This is a genomic window from Shewanella sp. SW1 (assembly GCF_025653545.1).
Lineage (GTDB): Bacteria > Pseudomonadota > Gammaproteobacteria > Enterobacterales > Shewanellaceae > Shewanella > Shewanella oncorhynchi.
Genome location: NZ_JAKKSG010000029.1, coordinates 1 through 16,555, shown reverse-complemented (window position 1 = coordinate 16,555; position 16,555 = coordinate 1). Strand labels below are relative to the sequence as shown.

Sequence of the window (16,555 nt, the reverse complement as noted above, 5' to 3'; positions counted from 1 at the left end):
AGCTGCTTATCACTGCAAACTAACGCCAAAGGCCAAAGGCCAAAGGCCAACCTCAGTGTTGGTCTTTTTTATTGCTCCATCACCTCACCTATTCATCGCCGCGAAAGACGTTTTTTCACACGCAAAAACGGGCAGAAATCGCTAGGATCATGGTATTATTCAGCGCCATGATGCTAGCTACCGGTGACGGCGAGACAAGCATCAACTGTACCTAGACCTGAAACAAGGTCAAAATATAATTAAAATTAGTGAGTTAAGGAGTTATCATGCAAGCCCTTGTTGCTGTTGTTATGGGTTCTAAAAGTGATTGGCCCACGATGGAAGCCGCCGCTGAGATAATGGATAAACTGCAAGTGCCTTATCATGTTGAAGTGGTTTCCGCCCATAGAACGCCAGATAAACTCATGGAGTTTGCAGCCTCTGCCGCCGAACGTGGTTTTAAAATCATCATTGGTGGCGCTGGTGGTGCAGCGCACTTACCCGGTATGATTGCCTCTAAAACTCGCTTACCCGTATTAGGTGTACCAGTCCAAAGTAAAGCCCTATCCGGCATGGATAGCTTATTATCCATCGTTCAAATGCCAAAAGGCATCGCCGTCGGCACCTTAGCCATAGGTACAGCGGGCGCATTCAATGCGGGATTATTGGCCTGCCAAATCCTTGCGAATAACGATGCAGAATTAGCGGCTCGTGTTGACACTTTCAGAGAAGAACAGACCCGTGCGGTATTGGACAATCCAGACCCGAGGGAAGCCTAATGACCCAGACAAACACTAAACCTAAGGTTTGGGTATTAGGTAATGGTCAGCTGGGCGCCATGTTGACCCACGCTGGTGAGCCATTAGCGATTGAAGTTAACGCCGTCGATATCATGACGCCTTCGGATGACATTCTGCCACTCGCGCCCCACGACATTATTACCGCCGAGCGCGAACAGTGGCCAGAGTCCGCCCTGAGTTTACAACTCAGCTCACACCCCCATTTTGTTAATGGTCCGGTATTTAGCCGTTTAGCCGACCGTTTTAGCCAAAAGAGTCTACTCGACCAGCTCAACGTTCCCACGGCGCCTTGGACCTTAGTCGACGATAACACCCAAGTCGATACCCTGTATCAGCACTATGGTCCTAGAGTCTTGATGAAACGCCGTACTGGGGGTTATGACGGTAAAGGTCAACATTGGCTAAAAGAAGCCGAAGCGGGTGATATTCCAAACGATTGGCGTAACCTTGCGATTGCTGAGCAAGCGATTAATTTTGATGAAGAAGTATCATTGGTTGGCGTGCGTACTCGCAAAGGCGAATGTGTGTTTTATCCGCTGACGCTGAACTTACATCAGGACGGCATTTTAATGGCGTCGATTTCGCCACTGGCACGCTTAAGCCCCTTACAAGCCCAAGCCGAAACTATGCTCAGCGCCATTATGCACGAGCTTGAATACGTTGGTGTAATGGCGATGGAATGCTTCCGTGTTGGTGATGAGTTATTGGTGAATGAGCTGGCACCGCGAGTGCACAACTCTGGCCATTGGACTCAAGCCGGAACCCATATGGATCAATTCCAGCTGCATCTTAGAGCACTTTGCGGAATTGCGATCCCACAGCCACAAGTGAATTTTCAGTGTGTTATGGTCAACCTTATCGGTATCGATAATGACCCTCGCTGGTTAAGTTTGCCCAATGCTGAGTTGTACTGGTACAACAAAGAAGTTCGCCCGGGTCGTAAAGTCGGACATTTAAACCTATCAGTGCCAAATCAAACTGTGCTCAACCAGAGCATAGCCGCACTGCAAACTTGGATGCCAATCCAATACCAAGCACCATTAGCTTGGATATTGGCCGAATACGCAGAAAATTCGCGTTAATTCAGTATTTAGTACCAAAATCACTGATATGAAATTGTTCACAGTTTCATATCAGTTTATATTTCAATTTTCGTTATATACTTAACTGAACTCAGTGTGAATACGTTAGTGATGTATAGCATTCAATGATTACTAGCAATGACACAGATAAAGGAATAGTCGAGTGAAATTAAGGGATAATTTCAAACGTAAGACCATAGATCGCTTAGATTATCGCTATCATCTGCTACTGCTTATAGTGCCGATATGTCTATTCATCCTGCTGTTTATCTTTAATGCATCCACAGAAAATTGGACTATCCTGCCCTTACTGTTTGTTTGCATCATTTATATTTTTGCCTACAGCCTAATTTACTATTTGCATCAGGGTCGTTTAACTCGACTATGGCAGCATTTAGAGCAAGTCGTCACCATCAACGATGCCATCTATGAACTCGCCCATCTCTCGAGTCATTATAAAAATGAGCATGCCTTTCTGGACGCCTTACTCAATAAAGCCGTGTACGTGATTAATGGTGCCGAAATGGGCAGCATCATTAAAATCAACGAGGTGAATAATAAACTGTATTTTGAATCTGTCGTGGGGCTCGATTTAGCAAAGCTCAGACAACTGGATTTTACCTTAGAGCAAACTTTTGAATATCGACTCACTGAAGGGAGATGCGATCAAGTGGTGGTCATCAATGATATGAAGAATATCAATGCGGCTAGCACTTTAACGGAAGATGATCAAAAAGTGTTACTCTCAGTGTCGAAGCAGCCGATACGCTCAACCCTGTCTAGCCCTATTCGTATTGATGGCAAACTGTATGCCATGCTCAATCTCGATAGCAGTAGCATTGGCGCCTTTAGCGATTACGACCGCAATCTTGTCTCTATCCTAACTCACGAAGCTAGCAATGCCATTGCGCTCTATCAGAAGTCACTGCAGATCACTAAACTTGCCAATTTTGATCCATTAACAGGGCTTTATAATCGAAAGAATTTTGAAGATGAACTGCACCACTGGCAGCACAAACCTCACTTAGGCAGTTTTTTAATTATTATCGATATGGACAATCTCAAGTCCATTAATGATGCCTATGGGCACCAGATGGGTGATGTTGCCATCAAGCGAACAGCCACCGCCATGCTCACCTATTGGCAAAATAAAGGCATTATTTCCCGTTTTGGTGGAGATGAGTTTGTCGCTTTATGCCATGGGCCGTTAGCTCAAATTGAACAGGACTTAGATGATATGCGCAAAACCTTGAATCAAGGTTCAGAGCTTAGCCTAGGTTTTAGTTTTGGTATTGCGCCGTTTGAAACCGATTGGTATCAATCCTTTAAGACTGCAGATCATGCTATGTATGAGCAAAAGCGTGCGAAGAAAAAAGCCATTCAGGCATTAGAAACCTTCGCAGTGAAAGCGCAATAAATCAATTGAAGTATGGTGCTGCAGCCGATGTCAAAAGGCTAATATCAACAATCAGTAAGCGTCGGAGTTGAATATCTGAGTTTAAGATTTGAGTTTACTATCTCGATTAGCTATCTCGATTAAATATCTAAATTGAACACCGACAGTCAGCCATTCTCACTTAAGTGGCTAACAATGATATAAAAACGTAATCCTAACCAAAAAATAAACGCCACAGCCAAGATGAATCTAAATCTTCTTGGCAGGTTTTATATTGAGCCGCGTAGCGTTTCGACCTTTCATCCACCTTATTCGCCACTTTCACTAACCACGCCTTAGATTTATAACTGCCACGGCGATAACCGCCCCAGCCTTCGTGATAATTAAGATACTGCGCCCGCGCATCCCATTTAGATACGCCATTTATCTTATGGGTTTTGCTGATAAACCAGCCCATAAAATCCAAGGCATCATCGAAATCACTGCGGCTCGACCAACTGTTTCCCGTCTCACGCACATAATCATCCCACGTCATAGTCTTAGCCTGCGCGTAACCATAGGCATCGCTGGCACGGCCAATTGGAATAAAACCTAAAAAGTATTCCATCGGTGGCGCGGCGTTGTGCTTGAATGAACTCTCTTGATACATCATAGCTAACGGCACATGCACTGGCACACCCCATTTATCACGGACATCTTTAGCGGCATCGTACCAATCTCGGTGTTCTTGAAATATCTCACACAAATTTTCGGGAGACTTAGGCGGAGATGTCGCGCAACCTGACAAGATGCCGAGACTGGCGCAGAGTAAGATAGCGAAGGATTTATTCATTAATATCATGTTCTTTGGAGAGTTAGCTCGCGCCATAATGTCATAGACTCAGGCTGAGGCAAGCATAAAAAGCCTTTTTTGCGCTTAGAAGATCTCAGCGCTAGAGGCTAAATCAATATGACTTAATCGTATGTTGCTGGCTTACCACTTGAACTTAACAATTTGGCTATTTCGTTTCGGGACTCAGCTCAAACTGACACTCATGCTCTTCTTGCTGCCACACGCCGGGTTCCCAATACGCAGTGTCTTTACCCATATAGCGCTTATCGGTGTGAAATAACGCACCGATATGATAACGCTGATGACTTTCGACATTGAGCTTGAATACTTTGGGTGTCCGCGCGGCAAGCGTGACTGACAAACTTGGATCATCGATCAGCTCCGCAACGGTAAATTCATATTCGCCAGGCGCTAACTGATAATTAGGCTTAGAAACGACTGCCTGCCCGTTTAAATGGGTCACCACAACTCGATACCAGTGAGTACTGGCATCGGGCTGCAAATAACCCGACACAGTACCACAGCCCAGTGGGTCTTCAGGTGACGCGGCGCAGCCAGATAACAAGGCACTGAACACAATCAAAGCTGCGCGGGCACGTAGGCCAGTGAAAGAGAATAACCCCTCTTTCACGGCTTCACTCCAAAGTAATCTTCCAGATAATCATCGAATGAAACTGCACTCTGCGCCGCCTCTAGTTCAGCTTGCTTGTTAAGCGAACTGGATGCTTCAGCTTGATACTGCGCTATGGTCTCGCTCGACAAGGGATAATCGATAAAATATTGATAGTATTGTTGCGCTAACGTCATCACCCACTGACCATGATCTTGGCCCTTGTTGATCACGTTTTGCAGTACTTGTCCCGACAGGGTTAAATTCGGATCTTCAGCCGCTTTACGCCAATGGGCCAAAGCCACTTGATAATCCATCCCCTCACCATCAAGCAATACTGCCAAAGGTTGCAAGGCATCAAACAACTCTTCTAACCAAGATTTAAGCGAACGTGAACCGTCTGCAGTTAATAACTCAAGCCCAGGTTTACGGCCTTCAAGCACCACAGCTTTAAGATTCGCGCTTAATCTCGCCTCTTCGCTCGCCTCAGACTTAGGCGACTGCGTTAATAAACAATAGAGTAGGAATAAATCGAGGAAACGCACTTGTGTCGCCTCAATGCCAACTGGGCTAAATGGATTAACATCCAGCGCTCTCACTTCAATGTATTCCACCCCAGCACGGGCCAGAGCTTCAGACGGTTTCTCGCCACTACGTGTGACCCGTTTCGCACGGATTGGCGAGTAGAACTCGTTTTCAATCTGCAATACATTGGCATTAAGTTGACGATACTCACCATCGACTTTAACGCCGATATTAGCAAAGTTTGCTGAAGGCATTTTAGTGGCAGCATTCACGCCAGCCAGATACTCAGGCAAAGAGTTATAGCTGATATTTAGATCTTCTTGCTCTTTGTTGGTGTAGCCTAAATCACTCATACGCAACGAAGTGGCATAGGGCAGATACAGAGTTCCGTGGCCCGTTTTTTCAAACTTGAGGTCGGTTTTTTGATCTTTAATAAAGGAGCTACATAACGCTGGCGAGGCACCAAATAAATAAGGTAGTACCCACACTAAACGGCGATAGTTACGGATCAAGCCGAAATAGGATTCTGAAATAAAATCATCGTAAGTTAACTCTTTATCACTTAACTCATACAGACTTTGCCATAATTCTTGCGATACCGAAAAGTTAAAGTGCACCCCAGAGATGATCTGCATCAGGGCGCCATAACGATAGGTTAACCCCTTACGATACAAGGTTTTCATCATGCCAGTATTCGATGAGCCATAGCGGGCAACGGGGATCTGTTGCTCATCTTTCACATAGCAAGGCATGCTCACGGGCCACAAACGCTGACCATTTAAGTGGCGCACGCTGAAGGCATGAGTCTCAGTTAACCCAGTGAGAAGTTGCTCAACATTGTGATTTACTGGCGTAATAAACTCGAGCAAGGCTTCACTGTAATCCGTCGTAATACGTGAATGCATTAACGCCGAGCCTAAGGCTTCGGGATGCGAGTCTGTAGCGAGATAACCAAACTCATCAATCCGCAACGCCTCACGTTCTATGCCACGTAACATACCCAAGAGTGCGGTGCGCCCATTGGCGTCCGAGAGATGTTGTACTAATTCATTGAATGACTTCAATTTGCGCTTCTCTAATTGGTGATTCGCTATCGCGACAAGGTTAACAGTCAGACCTTTATTTTGAGGCTTATCTTGCAAAATATGCCTCAAAATAAATCTAAACCTGTCTGTGGGGCAAGCCAAATTCACACCTTGTATGATTAAAAGCAGACGGTGACAGCTAATGCTGTCACCGTCTTTCGATGTAAATCCGGTAAATATAGGGCAAATAGTCGTTAACTAATGCACCCGTCTATCTACCTATATAAGGGCGAAATACTAATTTACAATACTAAAGTTTCAATTGGATAGCCCAATACCGCTAAATCCGCTTCAATTGTCGCTTTATCTCCCACCACCAGAATCACCATTTTATTGATATCTAGCTCGGAAGCCGCGAGGGCATTGAGTTCATCTTTTGTTACAGTATTAATGATCTTGTCCTGTTGAGTCGTAAAATCTTGACTCAATTGGTAACGTTGGATCATCCGCATAAAGCCCGCTTTTTGATACGGTGTTTCATAATCAAGAGCTTGCCCTTGAGAGACTGAATTACGCATAAAGGCAAGTTCAGCATCTGTCATGCCCTGCTGCTGATAAGCACTGATTTCTTTTACAAACTCAATGAGTGCTTTCGCCGTCACGTCACTGCGAACGTTACTTGATGCGACAAAATCGCCCACTTCAGCACCGCCAGTAAAACGAGTGCGAGCACCATAGGTATAACCTTTATCCTCACGTAAATTCAGGTTGATACGGCTATTGAATGCGCCGCCTAACGGATAATTCATCAGATAGGATTTAAAATAATCGCCTGTGGCATCGTAGGGTAATGCGCGCTTGGCAATATTGATTACCGATTGCGCCGCACCAGGTTTATCAATCACATAAATTGTGCCGCCTTTTAATGCAGGGAGTGGCTTAAGTGGCGGTACCACAGCTGCTTCTCCTTTCCACTGGTTTAATCCCGCTAGTTTAGGCAGCAATGCAGATTCAGATAAATTAGCAACAGTGACAATTTTAGCGTTGCCGCCTTGATACTGCTGGGCATAAAATGCTTTTACATCGGCTAACGTAAGCGCCGCGACAGAATCGAGCGTGCCGAGATCATTCACACCTAACGCATTGTCTTTACCGTATAACAAAGACGACAACGCCGTATCAGCCAGATAGCTAGGATCGGACTGCATATGCTGGATTTGTTGTAATTGCTGCTGTTTCACTCGCGCAAAGTCAGCTTCGCTGAACGCTGGTTGAAACAGCTTTTCTTCCATAATCGCCAGCGTCTCATCTAAATGTGCTGTCAGAGCCGATACTTTGATCGAACTTTGATATTCAGACGCACTAAAGTCGACACTACTACCTAGCATTTCTAAGGCTTGTGATAGTGCTTCACTGCTGCGCTTCTGGCTCGATTCATTAAGCATTTCCGCAGTCAGCGTTGCTAAGCCTGCTTTTTCGACGGGTATGAGTCTGTGGCCACCATTGAGATAAACAATTAACTCAACTGTTGGCGTTTCAGTACTTTGAGTGCCCATGACTTCGATGCCATTGGCTAAGGTTTTTGTCCAAATTTTAGGTACTTTGAGCATAGGTGCAACGCCAGATGCAGGCATCTTAGTCCGATCAAAACTTGAAACAAGTTCAGGCTTGGGCAAATCCCCCTCTACCGCAGAGTGTGCAATCGGCAACGTTGCTGGCGTGAAGTTATCCGCATGGGCAATAAGTGACGTCATTCCCTGCGGCACCACACTCATAACCACCATAGGTTTATCTTTAATGTATTGCTTAAACACGCGCATCACATCGTCTTTGGTCACATTGGCATAACGATTCAGATCTGAGGCAATCATGTTCGGATTGCCCGACAGCGTTTGGTTCATCGCTAAGGTCGACACTTTGCCAGAAACACTCTGCAGGCTATAAATGGTATCAGCCTCAAACTGCACTTTGACTTTTTGCAAATCGTCATCGGTAACGCCACGTTGCTCAAACTCCTTAATCGAGTCGAGAATACGTTGCTCCAGATCCGCCAGTTTGCCGCCCTTTTCAGGATTGGCTAAAGCATAAATCGACATCTGACACGCAAGCTCTTGACAAGGATGACTCACATTAGCCTGCACGGCATAACCGTCCTTAACCAAGTTTTTATATAATAAGGATGTTTTACCACCACCTAAAATATTGGCTAACAGATCGAGCGCGGCCTCATCTGAATGTCTAGCGTATACGGTTGGAAAACCAATACGGATCAAAGGCAAGTGCACTTGATCTTCCATGGAGATGTAACGCGTCTTGTCTAAGTTAACCAGCGCCTTTTGCTCTAACGAGACTTCAGGACCGCGGGGGATTTCACCAAAATATTTATTGACCCAGGCTAAGGTCTGCATTTCATCGAAATCGCCACCTATGGTCAAGGTCGCATTGTTAGGGCCATACCAACGTTGGAAAAAGTGTTTAACATCGTCAACCGTGGCGCGATTAAGATCGTCCGGCCAGCCAATTACAGGCCAAGAATAAGGATGACCGACAGGGTACATAGCTTGGCTAAAACGCTCACTCATGCGGCCATAGGGCTGATTATCGATACGTTGTGCGCGCTCGTTTTTGACGGTTTCGCGCTGCACTTCAAATTTTTCACTGGTGAGTGCCGGCAACAAAAAGCCCATACGGTCCGACTCGAGCCACAACATTTTTTCTAATTGATTGTTGGGTACTGTCTCAAAGTAATTGGTTCTGTCGGTATTGGTCGTGCCATTTAGGGTACCACCGGCTTCGGTAACCACTTCAAAATGCTGTTCATCGGCAACATGCTGCGAGCCTTGGAACATCATGTGTTCAAATAAATGCGCAAATCCCGAACGCCCAGCTAATTCGCGAGCAGAGCCCACATGATAAGTGACGTCAACATGCACTAAGGGATCGGAATCATCTTGATGTAAAATAACCGTTAACCCATTGGCTAATTGGTACTTTTTGTAGGGGATCCCTACTTGCGAATCGGCCAATTGCACATTTTCGATAAGTTTAACGCCTGCGGGCAAGTTCGCCGTAGTCGTTTCAGATGCACAACCCGCAAGTGCGGCAGAAATTGCGACCGCTAATATCCATTTCTTCAAAACATTCCCCTCATACATCAATGGGCCAAAAATACAGCTTCATAATCATAGTGCTGCGTTTAGTCATAGTGCGCTTAAATGATTAAGCATTGGGATTTATGACTCGCAAAATTGACACTAAGTTCCTATCTATACAGTAAATTCAGTCTAAACGGAAAAACACTCCCGCCCTTGACCATTAAATGCATCCTAGCGCCATCATGCCATCCATTGCAGCACGGCAGCGGCAATAATTAAGTAACGAATTGTTTTACCAATTAAAATCATCACCAAAGAAGGTATTAACGGTAGCCTCAACCAACCCGCCAATAAACAGAGAATATCACCGACAACCGGTGCCCATGAGAGTAACAACGCCCACACGCCGTAGCGTTCGATCAAAGCGAGCCCCTTTGCGTGTTTACCTTTCGCTAACGCTTCTGGTGATTTTGCTAGACGGCCTAAGCGGCCTAAATAGAAACTGGTCATCGCGCCCAAGGTGTTGCCAATGCTAGCCACCACGACCAGCGCAACCCAAGCCTCTGGAGTTTTGTTTAATAGCGCCACGAGTAAGACTTCAGATCCCCCCGGTAACAAAGTGGCCGCTAAAAAAGCGCCGGAGAACATAATGCCTAACTCAGTCATAATGGCTTACTCAATGATAAATCTCTCTTTTTGTATTCAATGCGATAAGGTTTGTCATGGGTTAATTGAATGTTTCACTTAATCTTTTTACAACAAACTCACTTATCACAATAAGTTATAAGAAAAACGGTTTGTTATAACCCTAGCTCTGTCGATACAATGGTTAACTATGGCAGGCAATAACCATGCGCATGACTGAGAGCGCGTTAACATCACGCTCATCTCGTTAAATACGAATCCTATCATCGCAGGCCTATTGGCTCACTCTTAATTTATTTTTCTGGAATATGCATGATCCTTCAAACCATTAGCCGCATTCCGTTTTGGCAAAAAGTCTTAGCAGGCTTTATCTTAGGTGCGCTCGTTGGCGTTATTTTAGGTGAAAGCGCCACAGTGCTAAAACCATTAGGTGATCTGTTCATTGGGGCCATTAAGATGTTGGTCGCGCCTTTGGTATTTTGTGCCATTGTCGTGAGTATCACATCGCTCAACTCGCAAACCAGTCTGAAACGCCTGAGCTTGAAAACTTTGGGTATGTTCATGCTGACAGGCACAATCGCCTCTCTGATCGGCTTAGCTGTTGGCTCAATGATCGACATGGGTGGCACCATGCAACTCACAACGACTGAAGTGCGCGAGCGTAATATTCCCGGTTTCGCACAAGTGTTGCTCGACATGATCCCTGTCAATCCTTTTGCTTCACTCGCTGAAGGCAATGTACTGCAAATTATCGTGTTTGCAGCTTTGGTGGGTATCGCTATCAATAAAGTCGGCGAGAAAGCAGAGCCATTAAAACGCACTATTGAAGCAGGTGCTGAAGTCATGTTCCAACTGACTCGCATGGTCCTAAAACTCACTCCTATCGGCGTGTTTGGTTTAATGGCATGGGTTGTGGGTGAATATGGTTTATCAACCTTATTGCCTTTAGGTAAGTTTATCGGGGCTATCTACATTGCCGCCTTTATCCACATCATCTTCGTTTATGGCGGGTTAGTGAAGTTTGTTGGTGGTTTAAGCCCACTGCAATTTTTCCGTAAAGCTATACCTGCACAGTTAGTCGCCTTTAGTACTTCCTCAAGTTTTGGTACTTTACCTGCGAGCACTCGCGCAGTCGAAACCATGGGCGTATCAAAGCGTTATAGTGCCTTTGTGATGCCATTAGGTGCGACCATGAATATGGACGGCTGTGGGGGTATTTACCCTGCGATAGCCGCTATCTTCATCGCTCAAATTTACAATATTCCGCTCGACACACTGGACTATGTGATGATCGCCGTGACTGCGACAGTGGCTTCTGTTGGTACCGCTGGCGTACCAGGAAGTGCGATGGTGATGTTAACTGTCACCTTAGGTGTAATTGGTCTGCCACTTGAAGGCATTGCCTTTATCGCCGCGATTGACCGTATTATCGATATGATCCGCACAGCAACTAACGTAACGGGCGATATGATGACTGCTGTTGTGATTGGTAAATCCGAAAATGAACTCGATGAAGTACAGTTCTATTCGAACGACAATCAAGACGTTACACCAGTGAGTTCGTAGCAATAACAATACTGTATAAAAAGTATAAAGCTAAATAATCAGTACCATTGACCACAGTAAGAGACCGCTTCGGCGGTCTCTTTTATTATCCTACAAACGGTCTTTAATCTATTGGCTTTAGAAGCCACAATCAACTTCGACAGTCCCTATAAACTGCAAAATAGGTTACTCAAATAAGATCAAGCTGTTAGACTCTAAAACTACTCTAACTCACACTTTAGCAGAACAAACAATGACGAGACTCTTCCTTATCCCGCTGATCCTATGTTTGTTTTGGGCATTATTTTTAAAAGCCAACAAACTCACGCTAAAACAAGGCCAGCGAGGTTTTATCTACATTATCGGTATAGGTGGCGGGCTGATTTTAATCCTTATGGCATTACTCTGGTTAACGGCTTAGGTTAATACCAAGGATTCATTTTCTAAATTAGTGACTTAACAAAAAGCCAACTCAATACTGAGTTGGCCTTAGTGATAAAACAGCGTTAACGACTAGAATAAATTCGAAGATAAACCCGCTAAATTTACCCACTCAGTCAAGCCCAATCAGTTAACCCACTCTGTCATCAACCCAGCACAGCAAGTAAAATCCCCGCAGCCACAGCAGAACCTAGCACTCCCGCCACATTGGGACCCATGGCGTGCATTAACAAGAAGTTGTGTTGGTTGGCCTCTAATCCAACTTTGTTCACGACTCGTGCTGCCATAGGTACAGCCGACACCCCTGCGGCACCAATCAACGGATTAATCTTACCACCCGACAACTTACACATCAGTTTTGCCATCAATACACCTGCAGCAGTACCAATGCCAAATGCTAAAGCTCCCAATACCAAAATTCCTAAGGTTTCAAGCCGCAGGAATTGGTCGGCTGATAACTTAGAACCGACAGCTAACCCTAAGAAAATCGTAACGATATTGATAAGCTCGTTCTGCGCCGTTTTCGATAATCTATCCACCACGCCCGATTCGCGCATCAAGTTACCAAGACAAAACATACCCACTAACGGCGTGGCTGCAGGTAGGAAGAGAATCGTTAATCCCAGTACCATCAAAGGGAAAATGATCTTTTCCTTCTTACTGACTTCGCGCAGCTGCTCCATTTTAATTTCGCGCTCGGCTTGAGTTGTCAGTAACCGCATGATCGGCGGTTGAATAATCGGGACTAGTGCCATGTAGGAATAGGCCGCGACCGCAATCGCCCCCAATAACTCAGGCGCCAGTTTTGAGGCAAGGAAAATCGCCGTTGGTCCATCAGCACCGCCAATAATCGCAATGGCCGCCGCGTCCTTCATAGTGAACTCAAATCCCGGCACTAAGTTCAGCGCTATTGCGCCAATCAGTGTCGCAAAAATCCCAAACTGCGCAGCAGCCCCTAATAACAGAGTTTTAGGATTCGCGATCAAGGCACTAAAGTCGGTCAGCGCACCAACACCCATAAAGATCAATAGCGGAAACACCCCAGTCTCAATCCCCACATGATAGGCGTAATACAGCATGCCACCTTCTTCGGTAAATCCCGCATGGGGAATGTTCGCCAGCACTGCACCAAAACCAATGGGCAACAATAGCAAAGGCTCAAAACCACGTACGATGGCGAGATACAAGAGCAAAGCGCCCACTGCCATCATCAACACTTGCCCGCCAGTAAAGTGAGCGATTCCCGTCTCGGCCCAAAAAGCTATTAAACCTTCCATAATGACTCCTACGCCAAGGCCAGTAATTGAGAACCCACAGACACTGAGTCACCTTCTTTCACCCAAATCTTAGCGATAATGCCATCGCCCTGTGCACGAATTTCAGTTTCCATCTTCATCGCCTCAAGGATGATCACGACATCGCCTTCACACACTCTATCGCCTGGAGAAACATGCACTTTGAAGATATTGCCCGACAGAGGCGCACTCATTTCAAGCCGAATCTCTCCATGGCTCGCAGTTGGCGTTGTACTCTCAGTCACAGCTTGCACAGCATGAACACTTTGTCCCTGTGGCTGGATTTGCGAGATCTCACCGCCTGCGGCGACTTCAACTATGTACTCTTGCCCTTCGACTATTACCGTGTAAGTTTCTGGGCCACGATCCGTAACATTAGAAGCAGCAAGTTCCGAAGTCAGCTCAGGCTTAGGCTCAAAGGCACCCGGATCGTCACGATTCTTTAAGAACTGCAATCCTATTTGTGGGAAGAGTGCATATGTCAGCACATCATCGTCATGCTCTGAAGATAGGCGAATGCCTTGTTCCTGTGCTTTATCAGCTAACTCAAGCCGTAATTTAGCCAGCTCTGGCGTTAATAAATCAGCAGGGCGACATGTAATGGCTTCGGCTCCTTGTAAGACTCTCGCTTGCAATGCGGCATTGACTGGCGCAGGCGTCGCGCCATATTCACCCTTAAGCACGCCTTCAGTCTCTTTAGTCAGTGACTTATAACGCTCACCCATCAACACATTAATGACCGCCTGCGAGCCGACAATCTGCGATGTAGGTGTCACTAAGGGCAAAAAACCTAAGTCAGCACGCACGCGGGGAATTTCTTCCAAGACCAAGTCCATCTTATCGGCCGCGCCTTGTTCCTTAAGCTGGCTCTCCATATTGGTCAGCATGCCACCAGGCACTTGTGCACGTAAGATCCGCGAATCAATGCCTTTCAGCGCGCCTTCAAACTTAGCGTACTTCTTGCGTACTTCACGGAAATAAGCGGCAATCTCCTCAAGCAATACCATATCGTAACCAGTCGCACGCTCAGTATCTTCCACCATAGCGATAACGGTTTCAGTAGCAGTATGTCCATAGGTTTGGCTCATTGACGAAATTGCCGTATCGAGCACATCGATACCCGCTTCAATGGCTTTCTGATAAGTGGCGGTACTTAATCCTGTCGTCGCATGACAATGCATAGATAACACGAGTTGCGTTTGGGATTTTAGTCGACTGATAAGCTCAAACGCTTCCATAGGCTTAAGTAATCCCGCCATATCTTTGATACACAAAGAATCACATCCCATATCTTCGAGACGTTTTGCCATATCAACCCAAGTCTCTATGGTATGCACTGGACTTGTGGTGTATGAGATCGTCCCCTGCGCATGGCCGCCAACTTGGCGCACCGCTTTCACCGCAGTTTCGAGATTACGAACATCATTCATTGCATCGAAAATACGAAATACATCGACGCCATTAGTATGGGCACGCTCAACAAAACGCGTGACTAAATCATCGGCATAATGGCGATAACCTAATAAGTTTTGGCCACGCAGCAGCATTTGCTGCGGCGTATCAGGCATTGCCTTTTTCAACTCACGAATTCTGTCCCAGGGATCTTCACCAAGATAACGAATACAGGCATCAAAAGTCGCCCCGCCCCAAGATTCCAACGACCAGAAACCAATCTTATCGAGTAACGGCGCTATAGGTAACATGTCATCAATGCGTAAGCGCGTCGCTAAAATGGATTGATGTGCGTCCCGCAATACGACATCAGTTAAAAATAATGGCTTAGCCACTGCTGTCGTAGAATTAGATACAAAAGTCATACTGCTCCCCATTACTTAATCTGTGAACGATACTGCTTTACCGCTAGTGAAATCGCAGCGACCAAACTTGGCTCTAACGGTTTAGCATCAGATTGCGCTACCCTCTGCTGACTCTTAGCATGATTTTTAGCAAAACGTGCAGATGCAGCATCGACTGCACACCAACGCGCAACCAAATGAATCCCAAGGGTTAGTACACTTAAAAATAAATAAACTAAGCCCATCCCCAAAAACATAATGCCAACGGCATCCAATAAAGATTGCGTTACATCCTCCATAGCTCCCCTACCCCTTACTCTCTAGATCCCTATCAACAGCGCGATTGCCCCAAAATCATCGCTATCGCATTACAAGTTCAAAATTCATCAAATGAACAGCTCCAAACTATGGTTCTTCCGTAAACAGACACATAGCGACCACCAATCAGAAAAAATCGAATAAAAAATCACATTTCAAAGCTAACTAATCACACAACAAGAAAACCAGCTGAACTCAACCTGCTACGAACATAACCAATTGATAACAAAAAAACCATATCAATGTAAATTGGTCTTACCAATATCAAGTAAATCCACAGGCAGCAAGTTATTAATCCTCATAAATCGAGCGATTAATTCAATATTCCATAATAAAACAAGCATAATATTGGATTTAAGCTGAAGTGATATCTTAGGCTAAAAAATGATTCCTAAATTGAAAACAACGAGCATAGGAATAAACCAAGTGAAAAAATATGCAAATCCAACAATCCAAGTCACTGCTATTTGATTCTGAGAGAAGATAAAAAGGAATGTCGTTCTGAAGGCATTGATTGAAGAAGAGGAATGGGTTCAATCTAGACAAATTAAATCATCCATTTTGACAACTTAAGTATCCGCCTTGGTATCAACGCCGAGAAGTGCCCGACAATACGATCTGTGTATCGAACAGTTACCTTGAGAGATACGTAACAGTATTACCTCAGAAAACCTTAGCCTCTTAGTTATGCGCAGGATTAAGCAATAAGACTAGGGCAAGAACGAAATGAGGAAGCCTAAGAGCGACAAGTGAGTTGGTGAGTTGGTGAGTTGGTGAGTTGGTGAGTTGGTGAGTTGGTGAGTTGGTGAGTTGGTGAGTTGGTGAGTAAAAATAGCGGAGAAACATGCAAGCGGAAAGAAAAACGGACTAATTTCTACAAATTGCAAATGCAAAAAAGCCAGCTTATTCAGCTGGCTTGATTACATCTCAATGAGATAATTAGGCGCTTGGCGATGACCTACTCTCACATGGGGAGACCCCACACTACCATCGGCGCGTTTGCGTTTCACTTCTGAGTTCGGGATGGGATCAGGTGGTTCCACAAGGCTATTGTCACCAAGCAAATTCTGTTTATTACCGTGTCCATCTCTGGCTCACGTTAATAATAATTCGGAAAGCTGATTTGCTTTGTTTGAGTTCAAACTTTATCAAGTATCTGTATTCTGTCTCT

Annotated in this window: 13 protein-coding genes and 1 rRNA gene; 5 read left to right on the top strand and 9 right to left on the bottom strand. The window is 45.3% G+C overall.

The features are described from left to right. Positions 1–266: 266 nt before the first annotated feature. From purE to L5M71_RS20680, 3 genes are all read left to right on the top strand, one after another. Positions 267–758: a 5-(carboxyamino)imidazole ribonucleotide mutase gene (gene purE / locus L5M71_RS20690; RefSeq protein ID WP_263175564.1), complete on the top strand. Its 492-nt coding sequence runs from the start codon at positions 267–269 to the stop codon at positions 756–758. Next, complete coding sequence (gene purK, locus L5M71_RS20685; RefSeq protein ID WP_263209551.1) at positions 758–1,861, top strand: 5-(carboxyamino)imidazole ribonucleotide synthase; 1,104 nt, start codon at positions 758–760, stop codon at positions 1,859–1,861. The genes purE and purK overlap by 1 nt, the downstream gene beginning before the upstream one ends. Before the next feature lie 163 nt (positions 1,862–2,024). After that, positions 2,025–3,278, top strand: coding sequence for a sensor domain-containing diguanylate cyclase (locus tag L5M71_RS20680; protein ID WP_263148967.1), 1,254 nt, complete (start codon positions 2,025–2,027; stop codon positions 3,276–3,278). 193 nt (positions 3,279–3,471) lie between these two features. On the opposite strand, the gene L5M71_RS20675 is transcribed toward L5M71_RS20680, so the two are convergent. The 5 genes from L5M71_RS20675 to L5M71_RS20655 form a co-directional block, all read right to left on the bottom strand. After that, positions 3,472–4,089 carry a hypothetical protein gene (locus L5M71_RS20675; RefSeq protein WP_317630058.1) on the bottom strand — a complete coding sequence of 206 codons (618 nt, stop codon included), beginning with the start codon at positions 4,087–4,089 and terminating at the stop codon, positions 3,472–3,474. A gap of 166 nt (positions 4,090–4,255) precedes the next feature. Next, the gene (locus tag L5M71_RS20670; protein ID WP_105249955.1) at positions 4,256–4,720 is read right to left on the bottom strand and encodes a hypothetical protein; all 465 of its coding nucleotides are present in this window, start codon (positions 4,718–4,720) and stop codon (positions 4,256–4,258) included. After that, on the bottom strand, positions 4,717–6,366 hold the full coding sequence (gene gshA / locus L5M71_RS20665; protein ID WP_219252011.1) for a glutamate--cysteine ligase: 1,650 nt from the start codon (positions 6,364–6,366) through the stop codon (positions 4,717–4,719). The genes L5M71_RS20670 and gshA overlap by 4 nt, the downstream gene beginning before the upstream one ends. Positions 6,367–6,551: 185 nt before the next feature. After that, on the bottom strand, positions 6,552–9,404 hold the full coding sequence (locus tag L5M71_RS20660; protein ID WP_173496309.1) for a M16 family metallopeptidase: 2,853 nt from the start codon (positions 9,402–9,404) through the stop codon (positions 6,552–6,554). Positions 9,405–9,584: 180 nt separating this feature from the next. After that, a complete protein-coding gene (locus L5M71_RS20655) occupies positions 9,585–10,010 on the bottom strand; it encodes a YqaA family protein (protein WP_263174626.1) in 426 nt (141 codons plus the stop codon). A 291-nt stretch (positions 10,011–10,301) separates the two neighbouring features. On the opposite strand from L5M71_RS20655, the gene L5M71_RS20650 reads away from it, so the two are divergent. Together L5M71_RS20650 and L5M71_RS20645 are read left to right on the top strand one after the other, a co-directional pair. Further along, on the top strand, positions 10,302–11,555 hold the full coding sequence (locus L5M71_RS20650) for a dicarboxylate/amino acid:cation symporter (protein ID WP_263209545.1): 1,254 nt from the start codon (positions 10,302–10,304) through the stop codon (positions 11,553–11,555). A 232-nt stretch (positions 11,556–11,787) separates the two neighbouring features. Further along, positions 11,788–11,955 carry a hypothetical protein gene (locus L5M71_RS20645; protein ID WP_212601273.1) on the top strand — a complete coding sequence of 56 codons (168 nt, stop codon included), beginning with the start codon at positions 11,788–11,790 and terminating at the stop codon, positions 11,953–11,955. Between the two features lie 166 nt (positions 11,956–12,121). On the opposite strand, the gene L5M71_RS20640 is transcribed toward L5M71_RS20645, so the two are convergent. The 4 genes from L5M71_RS20640 to rrf form a co-directional block, all read right to left on the bottom strand. After that, the gene (locus tag L5M71_RS20640) at positions 12,122–13,252 is read right to left on the bottom strand and encodes a sodium ion-translocating decarboxylase subunit beta (RefSeq protein WP_168823572.1); all 1,131 of its coding nucleotides are present in this window, start codon (positions 13,250–13,252) and stop codon (positions 12,122–12,124) included. 8 nt (positions 13,253–13,260) lie between these two features. After that, a complete protein-coding gene (oadA, locus tag L5M71_RS20635; protein WP_263209542.1) occupies positions 13,261–15,087 on the bottom strand; it encodes a sodium-extruding oxaloacetate decarboxylase subunit alpha in 1,827 nt (608 codons plus the stop codon). Between the two features lie 11 nt (positions 15,088–15,098). Beyond that, entirely contained in the window at positions 15,099–15,365 is a 267-nt protein-coding gene (locus tag L5M71_RS20630) for an OadG family transporter subunit (RefSeq protein WP_263209541.1), read from the bottom strand. Positions 15,366–16,329: 964 nt separating this feature from the next. Further along, positions 16,330–16,445: ribosomal RNA gene (rrf, locus tag L5M71_RS20625) — 5S ribosomal RNA — on the bottom strand. Positions 16,446–16,555: the final 110 nt, after the last annotated feature.

Excerpts from the sequence above, each read along its gene's own strand:
- oadA (WP_263209542.1), bottom strand. The coding sequence starts at position 15,087 with ATGACTTTTGTATCTAATTCTACGACAGCAGTGGCTAAGCCATTATTT.
- purK (WP_263209551.1), top strand. The coding sequence starts at position 758 with ATGACCCAGACAAACACTAAACCTAAGGTTTGGGTATTAGGTAATGGT.
- L5M71_RS20650 (WP_263209545.1), top strand. The coding sequence starts at position 10,302 with ATGATCCTTCAAACCATTAGCCGCATTCCGTTTTGGCAAAAAGTCTTA.
- L5M71_RS20655 (WP_263174626.1), bottom strand. The coding sequence starts at position 10,010 with ATGACTGAGTTAGGCATTATGTTCTCCGGCGCTTTTTTAGCGGCCACT.
- L5M71_RS20675 (WP_317630058.1), bottom strand. The coding sequence starts at position 4,089 with ATGAATAAATCCTTCGCTATCTTACTCTGCGCCAGTCTCGGCATCTTG.
- L5M71_RS20640 (WP_168823572.1), bottom strand. The coding sequence starts at position 13,252 with ATGGAAGGTTTAATAGCTTTTTGGGCCGAGACGGGAATCGCTCACTTT.
- L5M71_RS20645 (WP_212601273.1), top strand. The coding sequence starts at position 11,788 with ATGACGAGACTCTTCCTTATCCCGCTGATCCTATGTTTGTTTTGGGCA.
- purE (WP_263175564.1), top strand. The coding sequence starts at position 267 with ATGCAAGCCCTTGTTGCTGTTGTTATGGGTTCTAAAAGTGATTGGCCC.
- L5M71_RS20630 (WP_263209541.1), bottom strand. The coding sequence starts at position 15,365 with ATGGAGGATGTAACGCAATCTTTATTGGATGCCGTTGGCATTATGTTT.
- L5M71_RS20660 (WP_173496309.1), bottom strand. The coding sequence starts at position 9,404 with ATGTATGAGGGGAATGTTTTGAAGAAATGGATATTAGCGGTCGCAATT.